The 22,059-nt window shown below is 65.5% G+C and carries 20 protein-coding genes; 3 read left to right on the top strand and 17 right to left on the bottom strand.

Translation table 11 applies throughout. The annotated features are described in order from the left end of the window. Positions 1 to 79 precede the first annotated feature (79 nt). From P9A16_RS15675 to P9A16_RS15635, 9 genes are all read right to left on the bottom strand, one after another. Entirely contained in the window at positions 80 to 1,879 is a 1,800-nt protein-coding gene (locus P9A16_RS15675) for an NAD(P)/FAD-dependent oxidoreductase (RefSeq protein ID WP_023513457.1), read from the bottom strand. 66 nt (positions 1,880 to 1,945) lie between these two features. Beyond that, entirely contained in the window at positions 1,946 to 3,019 is a 1,074-nt protein-coding gene (locus P9A16_RS15670; RefSeq protein WP_023513456.1) for a 2,3-butanediol dehydrogenase, read from the bottom strand. 162 nt (positions 3,020 to 3,181) lie between these two features. Beyond that, on the bottom strand, positions 3,182 to 5,053 hold the full coding sequence (locus tag P9A16_RS15665) for a sigma-54-dependent Fis family transcriptional regulator (RefSeq protein ID WP_023513455.1): 1,872 nt from the start codon (positions 5,051 to 5,053) through the stop codon (positions 3,182 to 3,184). Positions 5,054 to 5,141: 88 nt separating this feature from the next. Then, positions 5,142 to 6,104: an ABC transporter ATP-binding protein gene (locus tag P9A16_RS15660; protein ID WP_023513454.1), complete on the bottom strand. Its 963-nt coding sequence runs from the start codon at positions 6,102 to 6,104 to the stop codon at positions 5,142 to 5,144. Beyond that, positions 6,101 to 7,012, bottom strand: a complete 912-nt coding sequence (locus tag P9A16_RS15655) for an ABC transporter ATP-binding protein (protein ID WP_023513453.1) — start codon at positions 7,010 to 7,012, stop codon at positions 6,101 to 6,103. The genes P9A16_RS15660 and P9A16_RS15655 overlap by 4 nt, the downstream gene beginning before the upstream one ends. Continuing rightward, the gene (locus tag P9A16_RS15650; protein ID WP_023513452.1) at positions 7,009 to 7,830 is read right to left on the bottom strand and encodes an ABC transporter permease; all 822 of its coding nucleotides are present in this window, start codon (positions 7,828 to 7,830) and stop codon (positions 7,009 to 7,011) included. The genes P9A16_RS15655 and P9A16_RS15650 overlap by 4 nt, the downstream gene beginning before the upstream one ends. A 5-nt stretch (positions 7,831 to 7,835) precedes the next feature. Beyond that, a complete protein-coding gene (locus tag P9A16_RS15645; RefSeq protein ID WP_024270250.1) occupies positions 7,836 to 8,771 on the bottom strand; it encodes an ABC transporter permease in 936 nt (311 codons plus the stop codon). Positions 8,772 to 8,855: 84 nt separating this feature from the next. Then, positions 8,856 to 10,448: an ABC transporter substrate-binding protein gene (locus tag P9A16_RS15640; protein ID WP_023513450.1), complete on the bottom strand. Its 1,593-nt coding sequence runs from the start codon at positions 10,446 to 10,448 to the stop codon at positions 8,856 to 8,858. Positions 10,449 to 10,504: 56 nt separating this feature from the next. After that, positions 10,505 to 12,130, bottom strand: coding sequence for an amidohydrolase (locus P9A16_RS15635; protein ID WP_050744760.1), 1,626 nt, complete (start codon positions 12,128 to 12,130; stop codon positions 10,505 to 10,507). Positions 12,131 to 12,313: 183 nt separating this feature from the next. Here P9A16_RS15635 and P9A16_RS15630 point away from each other — a divergent pair, with 183 nt between their 5' ends. Then, positions 12,314 to 13,285 carry a LysR family transcriptional regulator gene (locus tag P9A16_RS15630; RefSeq protein WP_023516751.1) on the top strand — a complete coding sequence of 324 codons (972 nt, stop codon included), beginning with the start codon at positions 12,314 to 12,316 and terminating at the stop codon, positions 13,283 to 13,285. Here the strand turns inward: P9A16_RS15630 and P9A16_RS15625 are convergent. The 8 genes from P9A16_RS15625 to P9A16_RS15590 all read right to left on the bottom strand — a co-directional run bounded on the left by P9A16_RS15625 (position 13,257) and on the right by P9A16_RS15590 (position 20,780). Beyond that, positions 13,257 to 14,057, bottom strand: coding sequence for a M55 family metallopeptidase (locus P9A16_RS15625; RefSeq protein WP_023516752.1), 801 nt, complete (start codon positions 14,055 to 14,057; stop codon positions 13,257 to 13,259). The genes P9A16_RS15630 and P9A16_RS15625 overlap by 29 nt on opposite strands. Beyond that, positions 14,054 to 15,091: a DmpA family aminopeptidase gene (locus tag P9A16_RS15620; protein ID WP_024271192.1), complete on the bottom strand. Its 1,038-nt coding sequence runs from the start codon at positions 15,089 to 15,091 to the stop codon at positions 14,054 to 14,056. The genes P9A16_RS15625 and P9A16_RS15620 overlap by 4 nt, the downstream gene beginning before the upstream one ends. A gap of 82 nt (positions 15,092 to 15,173) precedes the next feature. Beyond that, positions 15,174 to 16,025, bottom strand: a complete 852-nt coding sequence (locus P9A16_RS15615; RefSeq protein WP_023516464.1) for a D-amino-acid transaminase — start codon at positions 16,023 to 16,025, stop codon at positions 15,174 to 15,176. A gap of 134 nt (positions 16,026 to 16,159) precedes the next feature. After that, entirely contained in the window at positions 16,160 to 17,716 is a 1,557-nt protein-coding gene (locus P9A16_RS15610; protein ID WP_023516463.1) for a D-aminopeptidase, read from the bottom strand. Between the two features lie 134 nt (positions 17,717 to 17,850). Beyond that, positions 17,851 to 18,333, bottom strand: coding sequence for a c-type cytochrome (locus P9A16_RS15605; protein ID WP_023516462.1), 483 nt, complete (start codon positions 18,331 to 18,333; stop codon positions 17,851 to 17,853). Between the two features lie 98 nt (positions 18,334 to 18,431). Beyond that, on the bottom strand, positions 18,432 to 18,866 hold the full coding sequence (locus P9A16_RS15600; RefSeq protein WP_023516461.1) for a c-type cytochrome: 435 nt from the start codon (positions 18,864 to 18,866) through the stop codon (positions 18,432 to 18,434). Further along, positions 18,863 to 20,359 carry a multicopper oxidase family protein gene (locus tag P9A16_RS15595; protein ID WP_023516460.1) on the bottom strand — a complete coding sequence of 499 codons (1,497 nt, stop codon included), beginning with the start codon at positions 20,357 to 20,359 and terminating at the stop codon, positions 18,863 to 18,865. Before P9A16_RS15595 ends, P9A16_RS15600 begins: the two co-directional genes overlap by 4 nt. A gap of 70 nt (positions 20,360 to 20,429) precedes the next feature. Continuing rightward, positions 20,430 to 20,780: a hypothetical protein gene (locus P9A16_RS15590; RefSeq protein ID WP_050744755.1), complete on the bottom strand. Its 351-nt coding sequence runs from the start codon at positions 20,778 to 20,780 to the stop codon at positions 20,430 to 20,432. Between the two features lie 211 nt (positions 20,781 to 20,991). On the opposite strand from P9A16_RS15590, the gene P9A16_RS15585 reads away from it, so the two are divergent. Continuing rightward, positions 20,992 to 21,366 (top strand): CidA/LrgA family protein, encoded by a 375-nt coding sequence (locus P9A16_RS15585; RefSeq protein WP_023516458.1) that lies wholly within the window; start codon positions 20,992 to 20,994, stop codon positions 21,364 to 21,366. After that, the gene (locus P9A16_RS15580) at positions 21,359 to 22,057 is read left to right on the top strand and encodes an LrgB family protein (RefSeq protein WP_024271193.1); all 699 of its coding nucleotides are present in this window, start codon (positions 21,359 to 21,361) and stop codon (positions 22,055 to 22,057) included. The genes P9A16_RS15585 and P9A16_RS15580 overlap by 8 nt, the downstream gene beginning before the upstream one ends. Positions 22,058 to 22,059: the final 2 nt, after the last annotated feature.

The raw sequence follows: 22,059 nt of genomic DNA, 5'->3' as shown, positions 1-22,059 counted from the left end.
GCTGCCTGCCGCAAAACCGATGCCGGCACAGATCCATTGAGGGCGGGTGGCGAGCGCCGCCCGCCCTCAGCGCGCCGGCCTACTTCCGGTGATGCACCGGTTGGAGGGCGTAGACCGGCGTCGGGATGCCTTCCATGCGCGCCTTCAGCTGCAGGGCGAGATATTGCGAATAGTGGCGCGACTGGTGCAGGTTGCCGCCGTGGAACCACAGCGCCTCCTGCTGCGTCGGCTTCCACATGTTGCGCTGCTCGCCCTCCCAGGGCCCCGGGTCCTTCGGCGTATCCGAACCGAGACCCCAGACCTTGCCGACCGCATCCGCCGTCTCCTGGTCGATGAGATCGGCGACCCAGCCGTTCATCGAACCATAACCGGTCGCATAAACGATAACGTCAGCCGGGATTTCCTTGCCTTCGGAGAGCTTGATGGAACTCTCCGTGATCTCCTCCACCTGGCCGGCGGCGAGCTTGACCTTGCCGTCGATGATCAGCTGCGAGGCGCCGATGTCGATATAGTAGCCGGAACCGCGACGCAGGTACTTCATGAAGAGGCCCGAACCGTCCGAACCCCAGTCCAGCTGGAAGCCGGCCTTTTCCAGCGCTGCGTAGAAATCGGCGTCGCGCTCGCGCATCTTGTCGTAGAGCGGGATCTGGAATTCGTGCATGATCCGATAGGGCAGCGAGGCGAAGATGAGGTCGGCCTTCGCCGTCGTCACGCCGTTTGCCAGCGCCTGCTCCGAATAGAGCGAGCCGAGGCCGATATCCATCAGCGTGTCGGAACGCACGATATGCGTCGTCGAGCGCTGGATCATGGTGACGTCGACACCCGCCTCATAGAGCGCGGCGCAGATGTCATGGGCTGAATTGTTCGAGCCGACGACCACCACCTTCTTGCCCTTGTAGCCATCCGGCCCCGGATGTTGAGACGAATGGTGCTGCTCGCCCTGGAAGCGCTCGCGGCCCTTGAAATCCGGGATGTTCGCCTTGCCGGACATGCCGGTCGCAAAGACGAGCTGCTTCGGCCGCAGCACCACCTCCTCGCCGTCACGGTCGACGACGATGGTCCATTCCTTGGCGGCTTCGTCCCATCTGGCGGATTTGGCGGCGGAGCGCGTCCAGTAGTTCAGCTCCATGACCTTGGTGTAGAATTCCAGCCAGTCGCCGATCTTGTCCTTCGGTGCGAAGACCGGCCAGTTCTTCGGGAAATCGATGTACGGCAGGTGATCGTACCAGACGGGATCGTGCAGGCAGAGCGACTTGTAGCGCTTGCGCCAGCTGTCGCCCGGCCGGTCGTTCTTTTCCAGGATGATGGTCGGCACGCCGAGCTGGCGCAACCGGGCACCAAGCGCAATACCGCCCTGCCCGCCGCCGATGATGACGGTGTAAGGCTGCTTCTCGTAGCCGAGCGTGCGCTCCTCCTCCTCACGCGCCTCCTTCCAGGTCTTGGCGCCGACATTCTGGCCGTGCCTTGCGCCGAGCGGGCGGGTGAAGCCGGATTTCTCCTCGTGGCCTTTCAGTTCGGACAGCACGGTGAGAAGCGTCCAGATGAGACCGTTCTTGAAGCGCACCAAGCCGTAGCCGCGCCCGGTCGCCGTCTCGAACGAGATCCAGCTTTCCAGGACACCGTCCGCCTCCGTCGCTGCCTCGCCGTCGGCAACGCGCCAGTTGGAGGGTTTCGCCGTGGAAAGCTGCGATTGCAGCATGTCGCGCACCTGGTCCCGCCCTTCGACGGTCTTGAGGTTCCAGGTGAAGGCGACGAGGTCGCGCCAGTAGCACTCCTCGGCGAAGAGGTTGGCGGCATCGTCGACCCGGCCGGCCTCAAGGGCCGAACCGAGCGTGTCGAGAAGCGTCTGGACGCGCGTGGTGGGGGTTTTGTCGAGCATATGTTTCTCCTCCTGCTCAGGTGAAAGACGGGACGGCTCCTCAACCGCCCCGCAAAACGGACCGGCCTAACGGGAAAGGTCGATCAGGATTTTCAGGTGTTTTCCGGCCGGGTCGAGCAGCTGATCGAACCCTTCCGCAACAGCCTCGCCGAGCGAGACATATTTCGTGACGATACGGCTTGCGGGGATCTGGCCGCTGGCGATCAGCCGGGCGACACGCGGCCAGTAGTGGGTCGGGTAGGCCCAGGAACCGCGGATATCGATATCCTTGAAGGTGACGTCGAACCAGTTCAGCGGGTTCTCGCCGGGGTGAAGCCCGGTCTGCACGACAACACCCTGTTTGCGCACGGCATCGGCGCAGTTCTTCAGCGCGTGTTCGTTGCCGACACATTCGATGGCAACATCGCAGCCGACGCCGCCCTCCGTCTCGGCGCGGATGACATCACCGACCTTTTCCGTCTTCGGATTGATGGTGCGCACGGCGCCCAGCGCCTCGCGCGCCAGCCGCAGCCGCGTGTCGTTGAGATCGGAGAGGAAAATCTGCGAGGCGCCCGCAGCGCGTGCCGCCATGGCGACAAGAATACCGATCGGTCCAGCGCCAGTGACGAGCACGCTGTTTCCGGCCGTCACGCCACCGCGATCGCAGGCGTAGACGGCAACCGCCGTCGGCTCGATGAGGGCGGCCTCCTGATCGCTGAGCGCATCGGGAATGGGCTGGACATTGTAGTCATTGAGAAGGGCGGCCTCGGCCATACCGCCGGAGTGCCAGGACAAACCGGCAAGCGCGAGGTTGCCGCTGAGATGGAAGAGGCCGCGATCGGCGTAATAGTCGCCCTGACGGGGCATGATGAGCGGCTGGATCGACACCCGGTCACCGGGCTTCACATGCGTGACGCCCGCACCAACTGCCTTGACGACCCCGCCGAATTCGTGGCCGAGGATCTGCGGTCCGTGCGCGCCGGTGAAAGGATGCGGCTCCTTCGGCACGAAGATCGGCCCGTAGGCATATTCATGCAGGTCCGTACCGCAAATGCCGCAAAATCGGTTCTCGACCAGAACTTCACCCGGGCCGGGCGACGGCGGGGCATCGACCTCCTCGATACGCAGATCCTTGGCGGCGTGAAAGCGCAGAGCCTTCATTGTGTTTCCTCCTGTTGTTCTTGCACAGGAAGGTCAGCAAACGCCGTGCCAAACCGAAAGGACGCCTGATTTCACTTTGTTTTCAGATTGTTGCGATGAGCAAGATTTCCCTGCCTGAAGCAATGCAACAGGTGGCGTGCAACAGGTGTTGCAGGTGCCGCGTCAGTTGAGGCGCTTCAGGCGGCGGTGGATGGTGGAGCGGTTGACACCGAGCTTGCGGGCAAGCGCAGAGACATTGTTGCCGCAGTCGCTGAGCGCCTGGCGCAGTTCACCGTCATCGTCGGACGCAGCCGCGACCGGACCGGCGAAGAGATGGTCCGGCAGGCAGCCGACATCGATGACACCGCTCTCGGAGAGCGCCGCAGCAACGCGCAGCGCATTGGAAAGCTCGCGCAGATTGCCCGGCCACGCATGGGTCAGCAGAGCTGCCCGTACTGCCTTGTCGACGCGATAGGTCTCACCGTTTTCCTTTTCGACACGGGCGAGAAGCTGGTCGATCAGCCAGCCGAGGTCTTCCCGCTCGCGCAGGGCCGGCAGGCTGAGGGTCGCGGCATTCAGGCGATAGTAGAGGTCCTGCCGGAAGCGGCCCTGCTTCACGAGATCGGCAAGGTCGCGGTGCGAGGCGGAGAGCACGCGCAGGCGCACCGGGCGCGCCTTCAGCGCACCGACCGGCTGCACCTCGTTTTCCGAAAGCACGCGCAGCAGCCGGCTTTGCAGCGCGAGCGGCATGTCGCCGATTTCGTCGAGGAACAGCGTTCCGTCCTGTGCCTCCTCGATCAGGCCGCGCTTGCCCTTCTGGCTGGCCCCGGTGAAAGCGCCGGGCGCATACCCGAACAGCTCGGATTCGATAAGGTGCTCGGGGATCGCAGCACAATTGACGGCGACGAAATTGCCGCTGCCACCGCAGCTTTCATGGATCGCACGGGCCAGAAATTCCTTGCCGCTGCCGGTCTCCCCCTGGATGAGGATCGGAATGTCGCGCGCCGCCAGTTTCGCGGCGCGGGCCTGCACCCGCTCCATGGCTGCATCGCCGTTGCTGAGGTCGCGCAACGCCCGCGGCAGGCGCGGTTCCGGCCTTGTGGGCGCACGCAGGCTGACGGCGGGAGCAACCGCGCTGGCGAAGAGCACGAGGCCGTTTTTCGCACGAAGCAGGCGCTCGCCGTTCGGCCGACCGCGCATAAAACGCGGCAGGTCGTCGACATCCATGTCGAACACCTCGGAGATCGGCAGACCGAGAAAATCGCGTGTCGCAAAGCCCCGCATGTTCATCGAGCGGGCAAGCGCGCCGAAGCCGCCATGGGTCATGCCGGTGATGCGGCCGGAACCGTCGAGCGCGATGGCGGCATCCGGGTCCACGTCCAGAAACTCCGGCGAGCGGGCAAGGCGCAGCACCCAGTCGTTGCGGGTGCGGGTCATGAGGTTGGCAAGCTCGATGCGCCGCGCGGTGGCGGCGGCAAGGTGCAGCGCCAGTTGCTGGCTCGCCTTGACGGTGGGCGAGCGGAGTTGGGAAATATCCAGCACGGCCGTGAGGTCGCCGAGCGTGTCGAAGATGGGCGCGGCCGTGCAGGTCAGCCCGATATGGCTGGCGTCGAAATGATCGTCCTGGTGAATGATGACAGGCTCGCCGGAGACGATGCAGGCGCCGACGGCACAGGTGCCCGCGCGGTTCTCCGACCATTCCGAGCCGAGATAGAGCCCTGCCTTGCGGAGCTGGTTGTCGAAGGTCGGATCGCCCATGAAGTCGACGGTGACGCCGCGCGCATCCGACAAAAGCAACACATAGTTCTGCCCGGCAACCTGGTTGAACAGGCCTTCGAGGCCGGAGCGACCGATGCGGATCAGCTCCTCCGCCTGCTCGCGATGCTCGCGCAGCTTCAGTTCGGGAACGATATAGGCTTCCTGCGCAATCGCCGGGTCGAGCTTGTAGTCGTTGAGGCAGCGCAGCCAGGATTTGACGACCGGCGCATCGCGCGGGCTGACGGCGCCCATGCCGACGCGCTCGATCTCCCGTATGTGCGACAGCGTCGACACCATAAGACATCCTCCCGTGCCCATGGTCGCACAGGAGCCGCCCCGGGACAATCGCCCATAGGTCGGATGCGCAAGCCGGTGCGGGGTGGCGTCAAGCCGTCGATGCCCGCCGCACGCGATGGCCGGGCGCGATCTCGGTGAGTGCCGAAGGCACCGGCCGCGTGAAGACATCCGGCGCCACGCTGCCATCGGAAACGAAGCGGCGTCCATCGGGCAGAGCCGCATCCGTCGCGAGCAGAGCCTCGCCCGGGTTCAACGCCGTGTCCGGGTCGGGAATGGCGGCGATCAGCCGGCGGGTATAGGGATGGGTCGGCGTCTCGAAGATCTGCCGCCAGCCGCCCTCCTCCACCACCTCGCCGAAGAACATCACCAGCACCCGGTCGCTCATATGCTCGACCACGCTCAAGTCGTGGCTGATCATGATGTAGGAGAGGCCGAGCTTTTCCTGCAGATCGAGCAGCAGGTTGATGATCTGGGCGCGGATCGAGACGTCGAGGGCGGAGACCGGCTCATCGAGCACAACGATCTCCGGTTCGAGGATCAGCGCGCGGGCGATACCGATGCGCTGGCGCTGGCCGCCGGAGAATTCGTGCGGGTAGCGCCCCGCCTGTTCGGGCGTCAGGCCGACATTCTTCAGCATGGCCTCGATACGACCCTCGATTTCCGACGCCGCGGTGATGCCGTGCAGCTTCAGCGGCGCAGCAAGGGAGGTGCGCACGGACTGGCGCGGATTGAGCGAGGCATAGGGGTCCTGAAAGACCATCTGCACCGCCTTCGCACGCTGCATGCGCCCCGGCGCCCCAAGGCCGGCAAGCGGCTGGCCGCGATAGCGGATCGTCCCTTCCGTCGGCTCCTGAAGACCGAGGATGGAGAGGGCCGTGGTGGACTTGCCGCAGCCGGATTCGCCGACGATCGACAGGCACTCGCCCTTGGCAAGGTCGAAGCTGATGCCGTTGACGGCGTGCAGCATGCGCCGCCCTGTGCCGAACAGGCCGCCGCCGGAAATCGGAAAACGCACATGCAGGTCGTCCACCTGCAGCAGGGGAGCGGTCATGGCTGGCTCCCTTCCGGCCCGCGCGGGGTGATGAAGCGCGTCTGCGTCAACGTCGAGCGGTCGGCGATGATGCTGTCGATATCGACGAGACGCTGGCGGCCGTGCGCGCTGCGGCTGCCAAGGCGCGGCAGGGCGCCGAGCAGGCCGCGCGTATAGGCGTGCCGGGGATCTTCGAAGAGTGCTCGCGTCTCGTTCTCCTCGACGAGGCAGCCGGCATACATCACGCCGACACGCTGGCAGATGCTGGCGATGACGCCGAGATCGTGGCTGATGAAGAGCACAGCCGTGCCGCGCGCGGCGCAAAGCTCCTTGATTAGCCGCAGCACCTCGGCCTGCACGGTCACGTCGAGCGCCGTCGTCGGCTCGTCGGCGATGAGGAGATCCGGGTTGCAGGCGAGCGCCATGGCGATCATCACGCGCTGGCGCAGGCCGCCGGACATCTGGTGCGGATAGTTCTTCGCACGCCGGTCGGGATTGGGCACGCGCACATTGCCCAGCGCCTCAACGGCGAGCCGTTCCGCCTCGCCCCAGCTCTTGCCCTGATGCAACACGAACATTTCGGCGATCTGCCGGCCGACAGTGGAAAGCGGGTTCAGCGCCGTCATCGGCTCCTGGAAGATCATGGCGATGCGGTTGCCGCGAAGGCGCCGCATCTCGCGCTTCGGCAGGGACAGCAGGTTCTGGCCCTTGAACCGGATCTCGCCACTGGTGACGGCGAGCGGCTTCTTCAAAAGCCCCATGACGGCTAGCGAGGTGATCGACTTGCCTGAGCCCGATTCGCCGACGAGCCCGTAGGCCTCGCCCGGCATGATCTGGAAGGAAACGTCCTTCAGCAGCGGATGGTGGACGGAGCGGCCGAGGGCGACGCCGAGCCGGAGATCCCTGATATCGAGAAGCGGCGCGGTCATGGCTTGCGCGTCCTCATATGCGGGTCGAGACTGTCGCGCAGCCCGTCACCGAGAAGGTTGAAGCCGAGCACGGAGAGAAAGATCGCAAGGCCCGGGAAGATCGCCACCCAGGGCGCGAGCTGGATGAGCTGCCGCGCATCCGTCAGCATCGAGCCCCAGCTCGGGAACGGCGGCTGGATGCCGAGGCCGAGGAAGGAGAGTGCGGCTTCGGAGAGCACCGCGGAGCCCATGCCGAGCGTCGCCATGACGAGGATCGGCCCCATCATGTTGGGAAGGATCTGCGTGAACATGATGCGCAGGTCTCCATAGCCGAGCGTCTGCGCCGCCTGCACGTAACCCTGCGATTTCAGCGACAGCGTCGAGGAGCGGGCGATACGGCAGGTCCAGCTCCAGTTGGTGAGGCCGAGCGCAATGAGGAGCGACGGCAGGCCGGGACCGAGCACGGCCATCACGGCGAGCGCGAAGATCAGCGAGGGAATGGCGAGCATGACGTTGGTGAGGCCGTTCACCAGGTCGTCCCACCAGCCGCCCCAGTAGCCGGCGGTCATGCCGAGCGTGACGCCGATGGCCGAGTTGATGACCTGCGAGACGATGCCGACCGTCAGCGAGATCTGCGCACCGTAGAGGATGCGGGTATAGACGTCGCGGCCCTGCGCGTCCGTACCGAACCAGAAGGTGGCGTCGGGCGGCAGTTCTGAGCTCATCAGGTCCGCATCGAGCACCGGGTCGAAGGGCGCGATCCACGGTGCGAGCACGCCGGCGAGGATGACCAGCGTCGTCAGCGTCGCGCCAAGCCAGAAGTTGAAGCCGAGACGCATTCCCGTCACTCCTGCTTGATGCGCGGATCGATCGCGGCATAGATCAGATCGACGGCCGTGTTGATGACGAGGAACCACAGCACGATGACGAGGATCGTGCCCTGCACGACGGGAATGTCGCGGATCGCCACGCTGTCGACCAGAAGCGAGCCGATACCGGGCCAGGCGAACAGCTTCTCGATGACGACGGCCTGACCGATCAGCGAGCCGAACTGCAGGCCGACCGTGGTGACGATCAGCACCAGCGCATTGCGCGCCACATGCCAGCGCACGACATTCACCTCGCTCATGCCCTTGGAATGGGCGGTGCGGATGAAATCGGCATTGAGCACATCAAGCACGCCGGCCCGCGTGGTGCGTGCGAGAAGCGCGAGCGGCGTGACGCCGAGCGTGACGGCGGGCAGGATGAGGTTCTGGAACGAACCGTCGCCATAGCCGAAGCTGGGCAGCCAGTTCAGTTGCAGGGCGAAGAGGTACATCAGCAGGAGGCCGAGCCAGAACTGCGGCATGGAGAGACCCGAGACGGCACCGATCATCGTCACGGTATCGAGCACGGAGCCGGGTCGCAGCGCCGCGAGGAAGCCGAGCGGCACGCCGATGACCAAGGCAAAAACCATGGCGGCGATGGCAAGTTGCAACGAGGCCCACATACGGTCATTGATGAGGTCGATCACCGGCTGGCGGGTGCGGAAACTGGTACCGAGATCGAACTGCGCGAGGTCCGTGACATAGGTCACGAAGCGTTCCATGAGCGGCTTGTTGAGGCCGAATTCCTCGTTGAGGCGGGCGATCATCTGGGGATCGGCGGCGCGCTTGCCATCGGCGAAGAGGCTGGCGGCAAAGGTGCCGGGCACGACGGAGAAGATGACGAAGATCAGCAGCGCCACCACGACGACCGTCGGAATGATCTGAAAGATGCGGCGCAGGGTGAAACGAAGCATGAGCGGTTCCGTGTTGGCCGCCCGCAAGGGCGCGACAATCGATGCGGGGGCGGCAGTCACGCCGCCCCCGAACCCCTCAAGATCTTACTTGCGCGAGTCCGGCGCGGTCTCGTCGATCCAGATCTCGTCATAGGGCTGGACCGCCAGTTCCGTCGCGTTGGGAACGAGGCCGTGGATCCACGGCTGATAGGCCATGACCGCCTTGTTGTAATTGAAGAACCAGACCGGCGCGTCGTCCTGCACGATGTTGTTGGCCTGGCGCAGGAGGTCGTTCTGCTTGGCGGGATCACGCTCCTGCTGGGCCGCGTCGTAGAGCTTGTCGAAGTCCGCGCTCGCATAGTTCGTATAGTTGCAGGCCGATTGCGCCGTCTTCGAATGATAGCAGCGCAGCGCGTTCAGTGGATCGGGACCAGAGAGGTTCGACCAGATGAAGGCCTGGAAATTGTTGGTCGTGACAGCCTCGCCGAGCGCCGAGCTTTCCACCGGCTTCGGCTTCACGGTGATGCCGACCTTCTTCAGCATCGGCAGGATGGCCTCGACGATCGGAACGCCCCAGCTTTCATTCGGGCTCGCCGTCACCTCGAATTCGAAGCCGTCGGCATAGCCGGCTTCCGCAAGCAGTGCCTTCGCCTTTTCCGGATCGAAGGCATAGGCCGGCTTGTCCTTGTCGAAGGCCGGCGAGGAGAGCGGCAGCCATCCGGACGCCGGATAGGCCTTGTTCTTGACGAGGCGCTCGATGATCAGCGGCGCATTGATGGCATGGTTAATCGCCTGGCGTACCCGCTTGTCCTTGAAAGGCTCGAAGGCCGGGTTGAAACCGATATTGCGGGTATAGACCTCGGCGACCTCGAGCAGTTGCCCCTTCAGCGCGTCCTCACCCTGATAGGCCTGGTACTGGGTCGGGCCGAGAATGGAGACGTCGATCTCCTTGTTGCGGAAGGCAACGTCGCGCGCGGCATCCTCGGCCATCAGCACGATGTTGATGCGATCGAGGTAGGGCTTTCCTTCCTCGTAGTACTTGTCGAACTTTTCGACGACGACCTGCGAACCCGGCACATGCTCCTTGAAAACGAAGGCGCCGAGGCCAACGGGAGTCTTGCCGAAGCTCGATTCGTCCTCGACATTCGACGGGTAGATGACCGTCGTGTTCTGCATCAGCGGAAAGCCGGGATTGATCGGGCCGGTATAGGTGATCTCCAGCGTGTTGTCGTCGATCTCCTTGAGGCCGGAAATCTCCTCGGCCTTGCCGGCGATATAGTCGTCCGCGCCCTTGATGTTGGCGATGAAGCTTGCGCCCGGGAAGGCATTCTTCGGATTGGCGATACGCTTGTAGCTGTAGATGAAGTCGTCGGCCGTCAGCGGCTTGCCGTTGTGGAAGACGGCGTTCTTGCGCAGGTGATAGGTATGGACCGTGCCGTCCTCGGAGACGTCTTCGGAATCCGCCAGCTCCAGCACCGGCTTGTTCTGGATGGAATCCCAGCTGTAGAGCGCGCGGTGGATCGCCTGCGTGATGAACTCTTCCTGCGTGTTCGGGCTCGCCTGCACGTCGAGCGTGGCAAAGCTCGAGCCGTAGGGTGCGGTGAAGACGAGCGTTCCGCCCTGGCGTTCACCCGCAGCGAGCGCCCCGGAGGCCACGCCGAGGCTGAGCATTGCGGCCAGTGTCAGTGTCTTAAGCATGTCGTTCTCCCTCTCGTGCCGTTTTCGGCATCGTTTCGATTCAGTCTGTCAGGCCGTCACCTCGCATCATGCACGACACGGCCTGCAAGCAGGGTCAGCAGGCAACGTGTGCCTGAGAGAATGGTCTTGGGATCCGCGGTCAGAAGATCGTTGTCGAAGACCGCGATATCGGCCCACTGGCCGGGCACGAGCCGTCCCTTCACGCCCTCGGCCTTTTGCGACCAGGCGCCATATTCCGTATAGGCCTGCAGCGCCTCTTCCGGGTTCAGCCGTTCGGAAGCATCCATGACCGTGCCCTTGCCGGTCTGGCGCGTGATCATCGCGTGAAGATTGGGGAAGGGATCGGGCGAGCAGACCGGTGAATCCGAGCCGGTCGATGGCTTCAGGCCGAGGCGCGCCCAGGTGCCGATCGGATAGGACGGCTTGCCGCGTGCCTCTCCGAGCACGGAAATGTAGCTGTCGCCGAAATCATGGATGAAGGCCATCTGCGGCGCGGGCAGGATGCCGGCCGCCTGCATGCGCGCGTGCTGCGCGGGCGTGGAGAAGCCGCAATGCTCGATGCGGTGACGACGATTGGGATCCGGGTTGGCGGCAAGCGCCTTTTCGTAGGCCGTGATCAGCTGTTCGATCGCGCCGTCGCCGATGGCGTGGCAGACCATCTGATAGCCGCGGTCATGGCAATCCCGAACGACCGCCTCAACCGTCTCGTCCGGCAGCATCTGCACGCCGATGTTGTCGGGCTCGCCCTCATAGGGCTTCGTCATCCAGGCGGTGCGCCCGCCGGCCGAACCGTCGAGGAAGACCTTCACGCCGCCGACGCGCAGCATGTCGTCGCCCCCCCCCGACAGCAGCCCCGCCCGCCAGGCATCCTCGACGATGGAGACGCCGGGATCACCGAGCAGCGTCAGCCAGACGCGCACCGGCAGGCGGCCGGACAGTTTTGCCATCTCATAGGCCTGGATCTCCGAGAACCCGGCGACATGGCCGACAGCCGCATCCATGCAGCTGGTGATGCCGAAGGAGAGCAGATGCCGCCCCGCCCGCTCGATGCCGTCGATCAGCTCCTCGGTGGTCGCCGGCGGCATGACGGCCTTGACGAGATTCTGGGCGTTCTCCGCGAGAAGACCGTTGAGCTTGCCGTCCGTGATGCCGATGACGCCGCCGTCCGGCACCGGCGTCGCCTCGCTGATGCCGGCAAGCTCCAGCGCGCGGGAATTGGCGATGGAGACATGACCGCAGGCCCGCGTCAGATACACCGGATGATCCGGCGCGGCGCGATCGAGATCCTCGCGCGTCGGATGGCGGCCCGTGTCGAGCTTGACCTGGTCATAGCCGCGGGCGCGCACCCAGCCACCCTTCGGCGTCGATGCGGCACGCTCGGCGATGGCCCGCGTAAGGGCGGCCACCGTCGGCGCAGCGGCGGGCGTCGCGTCGACGAAGCCCATGGCGATGCCGGTCGCGATGAGATGCAGATGATTGTCGATGAGGCCGGGGGTTGCGAAGCGCCCCTCCAGGTCGATCACCTCGGTCGCAGGCCCCTTCAGGCTCAGCATGTCGGCTGTGCTGCCGGTCGCCAGAACTTTGCCCTGCCAGACGGCGAGGGCCTCGCTGATGCCTTCTTCCCGCCCCCGCCAGATCCGGCCGTTGATCAGGATACGGTCAGCCTCAATTCCGAATGCCATGCACAGCTCCCCCTGTCGGCACCGGCGAACCGGCGCCTCTTTCCTCCACACGCAACGTGAAAGGTTGCGGCGGCCTTGGCCAATTCGCTTTTGGCACGACCCCATGCGAAATCGGCATACCTATTTCGATTGAATGACTTATGATCACCTTTGCCGCGCAGAAGGCACCGGAGGGACACGTGAATGGAGATCAAGTGGCTGGAGGACTTCGTGACGCTGGCCGACACGTCCTCCTTTTCGCGCGCCGCCGAATTGCGCAATGTCACCCAACCGGCTTTCAGCCGCCGCATCAAGCAGCTCGAAGGCTGGCTCGGCGCCACGCTGATCAGTCGCGCCACCATGCCGGCTGAACTGACGCCTGCGGGGCGCAACTTCCTGCCCGTCGCACAGGAGGCGATCCGTACCTTCTATGCGGCTCGCGAAGCGCTGCGCCCCTCGCATGAGCCGGGCCTCATCCGCTTTGCCGCCCTGCATACGCTGACGGTCACCTTCTTTCCGCGCTGGCTGAAGACGCTGGAAGGCGCGGGCGGCACCTTCAGCACATCGCTCATCCCTGACCGCGGCGGCATCGAGGCCAATCTCGATGCGCTCGTTGGCGACGAAGCGGATTTCTTCCTCACCTATGCCCATCCGGAGGTGCCGTTCCATCTCGATCGCGGGCAATTTGCTTCGCTGACGGTCGGTCAAGACCGGCTGATGCCGCTTGTATCGGCGGAGGTCACGATTGCGGGCCAGGTGCAGCCCGGACACAATCTCCTCGACCGCGCCGTCGCGCAGCCACGGCTCGCCGTTCCCTATCTCAGCTATGGATTCAATTCCTTCTTCGGCGTCGCCCTGTCGCGCCTCCTCCTGCGCCGCCCGCCCTTCCGCCGGCGCACGACGCACGAGAACACCATCAGTGCCGGCCTGATGAACATGGCGGTAACGGGCGCCGGCCTCTGCTGGCTGCCGGAAAGCCTTGCGCGCGAGGAGATGGAGGCGGGACGCCTTGTGTCGGCCTCGGCGGACGAGGGCTGGAACCTCGACCTCGAAATCCGTCTCTACCGCCATGCGGCAGCCCGGACCGGCAAGGTCGAGGATTTTTGGCGCGCGGCGCGGCAATTTCTGGAAGCAGCGCCTGCCGAAATCAGACCTTCAGGAAGAGCAACGCCCTGAGGATTTCCGAAAAATCTCTATGCTCGAAGGCGACGGCGCGAGGACCGTGCGCCTTGGCACCGGGATACCATGCGGCCCGGTACGCCTCGGTCGGCGTGCTGAACTCGATCACCACCTCGTAGTGATCCGCCTTCGCGGGCAGTGCCTGCGCGAAATCGCCCGACAGCGCTGCCGCCACGCCTTCACGGATGAGGCGACGCGACCAGGCGGGCGAGATGGATGTCGAGGCACGGCCCCTCCCATCGAGCGTTTCCACCGTCGCAAGGCCAGGCACCATGGCCCGGGCCTCGGCGCAGATACCCATGTCTCCCGCGAGAAATACGGAGGGCACACCATAGCCGGCCGCACAGAGCGCGTTGAAGGTGAACTCGGACGCGACTTCGCCATTCAGCAGCAGGCGCGAGATGCGCAGGTTGGAAGTGTGGGCCAGCGGATTGACCTCCGTGCCGGCCTTGGAATGGTAACCGGTATAGATCGCGGCGGCGAAACCGGCGTCGATGCCGAACATCATTTCGTCCGGGTGGCCCGACCAGCCGCGCACGATGCGGGCGTAATCGGGCAGGCGATCGAGGATGAGGTTGCGGCCGCTGTCATGGGCATCCTTGATCACCACTTCCGTGGCACCGGCGGCGCGCGCGCCCTCGCAGGCGGCAACCACCTCGCCCGTCATCAGTGCGCGGAACTCGGCCCAGTCCGGATGAGTGCGCTCGGCCTCGTTCCAGTGGGCAATGCCGGCGGTGCCTTCGATATCGGCGGAGATGAAGACTTTCATGATGCGGGGCTCTCCTTCAGCCAGTCCGTGAGGGCGGGATAGATGCGGCCGCTCCGTGCCGGCGTGGCCGGCGCGGCACAGAGCGCGTTCAGCACCGCCTCCTGCGTGGTCTCGGCAGCGGCGCGGAAGGCGATGTCGATATAGCTGTCAGACAGCCGTTGCTGCATGGCGACGGGCGCGGCCGGATCGTGCTCGACCGGATCGGCCGTCGTGAAACAGAGGACAACGTCGCCGCTGCCGTGGCCCCAGAAGGCGCCGAGCCGGGCAAGCCCAGCCCCGCCACGCCGGGCGACGCGCTGCAACTGCCTGTCCCCCAGCGGCAGGTCCGTCGCCATAACGACGATGACCGAGCCGCGCTCGGGGCTTGCCGGCACACGCGGATCGGGCCGGCGGCCATCCGGCAGGACGAGATCGCCAGCCGCGCCGAAGTTTGCGAGGACCAGCGTGCCGAGCGTGAAATCGTGCTTGCCGATGCGCATCAGCCGCGACGCGGTGCCGATCCCAGCCTTGAAGCCGAAGGCGGTCATGCCGGACCCGGCGCCGACCGCCCCCTGCTCGACCGGCCCCGGACGCGCGGCGTCAAGAGCGGCATCGACATCGGCGGGCGTCACGCCGAGGGCCTGGATATCGTTGATGCCGCCGTCGTTGCATTCGCAGACCAGCGCATTGACGGTCGAGGTTTTCCGCCCGATCGCCGGATTGGCGCCGATGGCACGGCGGATGAGCGCCTCGGTGCAGGCTGCAACGCCAAAGGTGTTGGTGAGCAGGATGGGCGTCTCGATCGTGCCGAGCTCGGCCACCTGCATCAGCCCGGCCGACTTGCCGAAACCGTTGACGATCTCGACCGCTGCCCGCGGCTTGACGCGGAAGAGATCACCCGGATGCGGCACGACTGCCGTCACGCCGGTGAAGAGGCCGTCCCCGCGCAGCGAGCGGTGGCCGACGGCGACCCCGGCAATATCGGTGATGGCATTGCCCGGCCCCGGCTCCAGCCGCCCCTGCGGGATCAGGCCCAGTTCGCGCGCCGTTTTCATGTCCGCCCCTTCCGGCATTCCAGTTCTTGAAAAGATGGTTCTTTTTCAACGAGCAACCATAAGCCGCCTCGCCGGGCATGCTCTAGACCGAAACGCCGGCCGCTTCCAGATAGAGCGCCTGCAACACCCGTGTCCGGGGTCCGGGTTTTCCATCGCCGATCACCCGGTCGCCGATACGCACAACGGGCATGACCAGGCTGGAAGCGGAGGTCTGGAAGGCCTCCGCCGCATCCTGCGCCTCTTCGGGCGTGAAGGCGCGCTCCTCGATGCGCAGGCCCTCGGCGGCGCAGAGGCGCGCAAGGGCGCGCTGGGTGCAGCCCGGCAGCGTGGCCTGCGAGGCGGCGCGCGTGAGGATGCGACCATCGGCGGTGATGAGATGGGCGGTCGAGGAGGCGCCTTCCGTCACCAGCCCGTCTTCCACCAGCCAGACATCGTCGAAGCCACGTGCCCGCGCCGTCTGCTTGGCCATCACCTGCCCGAGCAGCATGGCGGTCTTGATGTCGCGGCGCTGCCAGCGCGGATCAGCGGCCAGATCGACCGAGATGCCGTTCTGCTGGGCCTTCGTCCCCGTCAGGGTCTTGGCCTGGGTGAAGCCGACGAGCCGCGGCGTCAGAGTGGCAGGGTAGAAGAAGTCGCGATCCGCCTCGCCGCGCGAGACCTGCAGATAGACGGTTCCGTCCTGCAGGGCGTTGCGGGCGATCAGTTCCGCCTGAATGGCCTCGATTTCCGGCCGGCCGAGCAAGAGGGCAATGCCGAGCTCCCTCAGCGAGCGTTCGAGCCGGGCGAGATGCAGGTCGTTATCGATCATTCGTCCGGCAATCACCGCCGTCACTTCGTAGACCGCATCACCGAACAGGAAGCCGCGATCGAACAACCCGATCCTGGCCTCCTCCTCTGCTACGAATTGACCGTGGACGTAGACGATCCTGCCCATCTGTTCCTCTTGCTTGCGCCGGTTGCCTTTGGCGCGGAACATTGGTGCGACTTGCCGCGGCTGACCAATTCAATTTGGGCAGGATCCTATGCAAAAATCGCCTGAGGTCTTGTTTTGCAATATGTTAGACGGCGTCAGTTGCACCGGACATAGCGGATCCCGCGGGCCAGCCAGCAGCCGAGCACCAGACCCGTGATGTCTCCGGCCGCATCGCGCTCAGCCACCAGCGTCCAGTCCCCCGGGGCCGGCGCATCCATCGAGCGACGGGTCACGACGAGCCAGACATCAGGACCGGCCGGCCGGACGATTTCGGGCCGGCCCGTGCCGAGGAAGCCCTCAGCCCAGAGATAGGTCCCGCCGTCACGGCATTCGATGACGATGTCGGCCTCCAGTTCGGGGGAGCGGTAGCGGCCCGCAAGACGCGCGTCGCCGACCGCCGGCGCCGATGCGACCGGCACCAGCCTCTCGGCGTAGTTTTCCTGTGCGCGCTGCATCAGGAGGTCCTCACCGGCACGGGCGACCTTGACGGACGAAGAGGCAAGACTGCCCTCCTCCGCCTCCAAAAGGCTTTCCGGCGACGTGCCGAAGCGCAGTGTCGCCGAATCAAAACCTGGCTCCAGTCGCGCAAGAAGACCGGTCTCGCGACTCATCCATTGACCGCCCCAGCGCTCGCCGAGCGGCTTGGAAGCGGGATGCGGCAGGTCGAACGCGGCGCGCAGCAGCCGATGCGCGGCCCCATGCGCATCGCCGTGATGGTTGAACATCACCACGACCGAAAGCCGCGCCTCGGCCGAATAGGCCCGGAAGGCCCGGAACCCGCGCAAGGCGCCGCTGTGGCCGGTGAAGGCAACATCACCGACACGCGAATGCTGCAGGCCGAAACCATAGGAGGCGGCCGCCCCGTCGCGGAAGGTCTGCGGCACGGCAATCTTCCGGTAGAGGCTGTCCGGATCCCCGCGTGTCGCATCGATCCAGCGCTCATAGGCAAGCATGTCGTCGAGCGAGGCGGAAATGCCCGCATCACCGCGCCAGTAGATGCCGTTGTCAGCCGGCAGATAGCCGGTCGCGTCACTGCCCTCGTAACCGACCACGCCGTCCTCCGGCTGGCGGGTATCGGCGGTCAGCACGGCACCGGCCATGCCGGCCGGCTCCCAGATGTGCCGCGCGTAGAGCGTCTCAAGCGTGTCGGAGGAGAACTCCTCGAGAAGATCGGAGAGGAGGCGGAAATTGCCGTTGCTGTAGGAATAACGCGTGCCCGGCGCAAAATGCCCGCTGCGCATACGCTTGAACGCCGATGCCGCATCATCACGCGAAAAGGCCTGCTCGGCTCTGGCACCGTGCAGCACGGTCAGCGCCCAGTAGTCGCGCAGGCCCGACTGGTTGTTGCAGAGGTCGCGCACCCGCGGCAGCGGACCGTCGAAATTCGGCAGATGCGCGGCGAGCCGGCCATCGAGGGCCTCCGGCGTGCCGCAGGCGGCCAGCATGGCCGCGCAGGTGAACTGCTTGGAGACCGAGCAGATCGGCAGCCGCGTGCCGGCCGTCATCGATCGCCGCGCGTCGAGTTCGGAGAAACCCCAGGAACGAAGGGCAACAATCCGCCCCTCGCTGACCACACCGGCAACGCCGCCCGGCCCCGGAAACCGCACGGCGAGTGCATCCATTTCCGCTTCGAGCCGCTTCTCGTCGATCATGCCCTGCCTGCCTTCCGTTCCCGCCCCGCCCGGCGCCTGCCCTGCGGGGATCGCTGCGAATCTTTCCGGCGGCCATTCTTTCCATCCGCGCCGGCTTCGCAACTCGGCAAATCTGGCCGGCAGGGCATGCCGGGTCACTCGATGCCGTTTGCCCGCTGCACCTCACGCACGTAGGCGATCACGTTCTGGAGATCGGCCTTCGTCATGGCCGGCTGGGGCGGCATGTCGCCGAACCTCCAGTGATGCGCCCGCACGCCGTTGGCAACGGCCATCTCGAAGGCGTAGTCACCATGATGCGAGGGCTCGTAGATCTTGTGCACCAGCGGCGGCCCGGCCTCGGTTCCCGCGGCATTTGCGCCGTGGCAGGCGGCACAGACGGCGTTGAACGCCCTTTCCCCCATCTTCGCCGCCTCCGACAGGGTTGCCGGAACCGTGACGGCGACGAGAGCGCCCCCACCTGTCGCAGCTTCTGCCGCCGGGGCCTCCGCCCCCCGGCGCGTCCAGACAGCGGCGGCGGCAATGCCCACCGCGACGATGGCGAGAACGGCGATCTTTCCCTTGTTCATGCCGCCAGCGGCATTTTTCGAGTGGCTCTTCTGTTGTTCGTTTCGTGTCATGTGCGTGTCCTGATCGGAAGCCGGAAGCGGGAATTGCAACCCGGCGAAATTGTTTCCTGAAGGGCCACGGGGCAATCCCCGCGACCGGATGTGCAAGATCAGCCGCCCGAGATCCGGCGCTGATAATCCGCCTCGCGCTGCGGCCAGGTGCTCTTGATGAAATCAAGCACCGCCGCGCTTTCGGCATCGCTGAGGATGCCGGCAAAACCCGACATGTCGCTCTCGTAGCCGCCGCCAACGACCGCGGCCGTACCGCGGCGGATGATCGCCAGAAGCTGCGCGTCGGCATGATGCCAGGTGTGGCCGGTGGCATCGTGGGGCGGTGCGGGCAGGCGGCCGTCCGCCCGCGGGCTGCGCCAGTCAGGCTGGCCCTCCAGCCTGACGCCGTGACAGCTCGCGCAGTTCTCCGCATAGAGGGCTTTTCCGAGGGCGATACGCGCGTCCGCCTCCCGGCCCGGCCTTTCCAGGACGAAGAGAACCACGCCGGCCACGGCCGCAAGGACCGCGCCGCCTGCAATCCACGCCGCCTTCACGCCTCGACCCGGAACTCGGTCATCATGCCGGCCGAAAGATGCGGCATGTGGTGGCAATGCAGCATCCAGCGCGCGGCCTCGCCCGCGTCCAGCGCCACCGTGACCATCGACATCGGCGGCACATAGACCGTGTCGCGTCGGGCGCCGGCAAAACGACGGGCATTGATCCCGACCACCTGGAAGGCATGGCCGTGCAGGTGCATCGGGTGTCCCATCATCGACATGTTGTGGAAGCCGAGTTCCACCCGCTCGCCGCTCTTTGCGACGATGGGGCGGTGCTTGCCCCAAGCAGCCCCGTCGATGGTCCAGACATAGGGCTGCATGGAGCCGCCCAGCATGACCATCTGGTTGCGCTCGATCGGCCTTTCCGGCAACGTGTCGATGCCCGAAAGGCTCGCTTCCTGCGCAAGGTCAATATCGAAGGCCGGTGCCTCTTTTTCGGCAAGGGCGTCGATCCTGGCGATGGCCGCACCGGGCGTCGCAAGGACGATGCCGGTCCGCTCGCGCGCACCCTCGCGCAGCGCAAGCACGGGCCATGCCCCGCCTTCGTTCGGCAGGTCGATCTCGATGTCGAGCCGCTGTCCCATGGCAAGGCCAAAGCGGGAGCCGGCGAGCGGGCGGACCTGATGCCCGTCCACGGCGACGAGCTGCCCTGTCAGCGCGCCCGTATCGATCCAGAAAACCGTGGCGGCGGCGGCATTGATGACGCGCAGCCGGATCCGTCCGCCGTGCTCGACCGACACGACCTCGGGATCGGACAGCGTGCGGTCATTGGCAAGATAGGCATCCCAGTCGTAGTCGTTCAGGTCCATGGTCATGCCGCCCATCCCGGCCATGCTGCCCATATCCATCGGCATCGCCATCGCACCCGTGGTTCCGGCGCTGTCCATGTTCATTCCCGCCATGCTGCCGTGGTCCATGCCCTGCACGGCACCGGAGGGAGCAGTGCCCGCATGCCCGCCGGTGATCTCCGCCAGCACCTCTTCCGGCGCCTTGAAGGAGAAATCGTGCAGGAAGAGCACCACATCCTGCCGGTCGGCGGCGAGGTCTTCCGGCCGGCGCACGATCAGCGGAGCTGCAAGCAGCTTCATTTCCTGGATCGGCACATGGCTGTGCATCCAGTGCGTGCCCGCAAGCGGGGCGAAATCAAAGCTGCGCGTCTCACCGGGCGCTAGAAGCGGCTGCGGCATATCCGGCACGCCGTCCTGCACGTTCGGCGGAATCTGGCCATGCCAGTGCACGATGGTGGGGACGGGCAGGTCATTGCTAAGGTCGACCCGAAAACGCTGGCCGGGATCGAGCACGAGGCCTTGCCCGCCGGGGCCGGAAAGGCCGAAGACGGTGGCGGCGCGACCGTCGATATCGAGTGTGCGGCGCGTGGCGGCAAGCCGCAATGGCGCAGCCGTCTGGCCGAAGACAGGGATGGGGAACTGGGTTGCAGCAAGCGTCGCTGCGCCGGCGGCCAGCAAGCCGCGTCGGGTAAAGGATCTCATAGCATCACCTCGGGACAGGCGTCCCGTTCAACAATCTGGAGGGGTGCGGCAGGAAGAGCCTGCCGCGGCTTCAAAGGCGGTGCGCTATGGGAGGTCGGTCGTCGAGGGCGGGTGGCGTCGAGACGAGCGCCGCGTCGGGATGACGACGATAGGTTTCGCGGGGCGAGGCAAGGCCTGCCGGGATCCGCTCGGCCGGCAGGAACACGCCGATACCCATGCAGACGAGATCACACAGGCCGGGATCCGTCTTGCACGTCCCGTCATCGGTACAGGACGCCTTCGCCATAGACGTGTGGTCCATCGGCTGCATGCGGCTGGCCAGTTCCGTCGACACGATCATGCCGGTCTCGTGCGCCGAGGCCGTGAAGGACACGACCGCGAACAGACAAGCCGAAACGATGAGCAACAGAAACCGCAGCATGATACAAAAATAGGGATCCGATCCCGCTTTGTCCATCGCTCAGCGCCCGGGCAAAGTGCCGCGCGGATTTTCTCCTGCCGCCCGACAGGCCAGAGCCATGGATTTAAAGGCAAAAGGCCTTTAAGCCTCGCAGCTGCGGCCCGGTCGTTCGTTGGGATTGCAATCGAACCGACGGACACCCGGGCCCGAAGCTCATGCAGGGAGTGCGCAGATGCTCGTCGGAATTACGATCTTGCTTGTTTTCCAGTTGATCGGCGAAGTGACCGCCTATTACCTCGGCGGCTTCGTGCCGGGGCCGGTCATCGGCATGGCGATGATCGCCGTGGTTCTCACGCTGACCGGCGGAAAGCCGTTTCTGCAGTCCGCCCACCAGCAAACCCTCGACACGTCGAAAGCCATCCTTGCCAATCTTGGCATCCTCTTCGTGCCCGCCGGGGTCGGCATCATCCAGCACCTGGATCTCATCCGTGACCGGGGTTTCGCGTTGCTCGCCATCGTACTGCTGTCGACCGTCATCACACTGACCGTCACCGTCTGGGTCTTCATCCTGGTGAAGCGACTTTCCGGAGGCTATACGAATGACTGACGGGCTCTGGGTCTATCTCGCCACCTCGCCGCTCCTGTGGCTTGCCTGCACGCTGGTCGTCTGGCTCGCGGCCACCGGCCTTGCCGGGCTCCGTCCGGGAAATCCCTTGCTGAACCCGATCCTCTTCTCCATCGCCGCCATTGCCACCGTGCTCTGCGTCACCGGGATCGACTATGCCACTTATTTCGAGGGCGCCCAGTTCATCCATTTTCTGCTGGGCCCGGCGACCGTCGCCCTCGGCATCCCGCTCTATGAAAAACTGGCGCTCGTGAAGAGCAACCTCCTGCCGCTGCTCGCCGCCCTCTTCGTCGGCAGCCTCACCGCGGTCGGCTCGACGGTGTTTTTCAGCCAGTTGTTCGGCTTCGCACCCGAGGTCGTCGCCTCGCTCGCCCCGAAATCCACGACCGCAGCGGTTGCCATGGCCATATCCTCCGGCCTTGCGGGGGACCCGGCCCTCACCGCAGCCGTCGTCGTGCTCACCGGCATCTGCGGTGCGATCGTCGTGACGCCCATGATGAACGCCATGCGCATCAAGGACTACAGCGCGCGCGGCTTTGCCGTCGGCCTCGCCTCGCACGGCATCGGCACGGCACGCGCCTATTCGGTGGATCCGGTGGCCGGGCTGTTTTCGGGGATCGCGATGGGGCTGAACGCGGTGCTCACATCCCTCATCGTGCATCTCTTCCTGTGATC

The sequence above is a fragment of the Shinella sp. 838 genome (assembly GCF_029623935.1).
In the GTDB taxonomy this organism is placed as follows: Bacteria; Pseudomonadota; Alphaproteobacteria; order Rhizobiales; family Rhizobiaceae; genus Shinella.
This window is presented reverse-complemented; position numbering and strand designations above follow the sequence as displayed.

Coding starts and splice junctions, on each gene's coding strand:
- P9A16_RS15675 (WP_023513457.1), bottom strand. CDS start 1,879: ATGCTCGACAAAACCCCCACCACGCGCGTCCAGACGCTTCTCGACACG.
- P9A16_RS15670 (WP_023513456.1), bottom strand. CDS start 3,019: ATGAAGGCTCTGCGCTTTCACGCCGCCAAGGATCTGCGTATCGAGGAG.
- P9A16_RS15665 (WP_023513455.1), bottom strand. CDS start 5,053: ATGGTGTCGACGCTGTCGCACATACGGGAGATCGAGCGCGTCGGCATG.
- P9A16_RS15660 (WP_023513454.1), bottom strand. CDS start 6,104: ATGACCGCTCCCCTGCTGCAGGTGGACGACCTGCATGTGCGTTTTCCG.
- P9A16_RS15655 (WP_023513453.1), bottom strand. CDS start 7,012: ATGACCGCGCCGCTTCTCGATATCAGGGATCTCCGGCTCGGCGTCGCC.
- P9A16_RS15650 (WP_023513452.1), bottom strand. CDS start 7,830: ATGCGTCTCGGCTTCAACTTCTGGCTTGGCGCGACGCTGACGACGCTG.
- P9A16_RS15645 (WP_024270250.1), bottom strand. CDS start 8,771: ATGCTTCGTTTCACCCTGCGCCGCATCTTTCAGATCATTCCGACGGTC.
- P9A16_RS15640 (WP_023513450.1), bottom strand. CDS start 10,448: ATGCTTAAGACACTGACACTGGCCGCAATGCTCAGCCTCGGCGTGGCC.
- P9A16_RS15635 (WP_050744760.1), bottom strand. CDS start 12,130: ATGGCATTCGGAATTGAGGCTGACCGTATCCTGATCAACGGCCGGATC.
- P9A16_RS15630 (WP_023516751.1), top strand. CDS start 12,314: ATGGAGATCAAGTGGCTGGAGGACTTCGTGACGCTGGCCGACACGTCC.
- P9A16_RS15625 (WP_023516752.1), bottom strand. CDS start 14,057: ATGAAAGTCTTCATCTCCGCCGATATCGAAGGCACCGCCGGCATTGCC.
- P9A16_RS15620 (WP_024271192.1), bottom strand. CDS start 15,091: ATGAAAACGGCGCGCGAACTGGGCCTGATCCCGCAGGGGCGGCTGGAG.
- P9A16_RS15615 (WP_023516464.1), bottom strand. CDS start 16,025: ATGGGCAGGATCGTCTACGTCCACGGTCAATTCGTAGCAGAGGAGGAG.
- P9A16_RS15610 (WP_023516463.1), bottom strand. CDS start 17,716: ATGATCGACGAGAAGCGGCTCGAAGCGGAAATGGATGCACTCGCCGTG.
- P9A16_RS15605 (WP_023516462.1), bottom strand. CDS start 18,333: ATGACACGAAACGAACAACAGAAGAGCCACTCGAAAAATGCCGCTGGC.
- P9A16_RS15595 (WP_023516460.1), bottom strand. CDS start 20,359: ATGAGATCCTTTACCCGACGCGGCTTGCTGGCCGCCGGCGCAGCGACG.
- P9A16_RS15590 (WP_050744755.1), bottom strand. CDS start 20,780: ATGCTGCGGTTTCTGTTGCTCATCGTTTCGGCTTGTCTGTTCGCGGTC.
- P9A16_RS15585 (WP_023516458.1), top strand. CDS start 20,992: ATGCTCGTCGGAATTACGATCTTGCTTGTTTTCCAGTTGATCGGCGAA.
- P9A16_RS15580 (WP_024271193.1), top strand. CDS start 21,359: ATGACTGACGGGCTCTGGGTCTATCTCGCCACCTCGCCGCTCCTGTGG.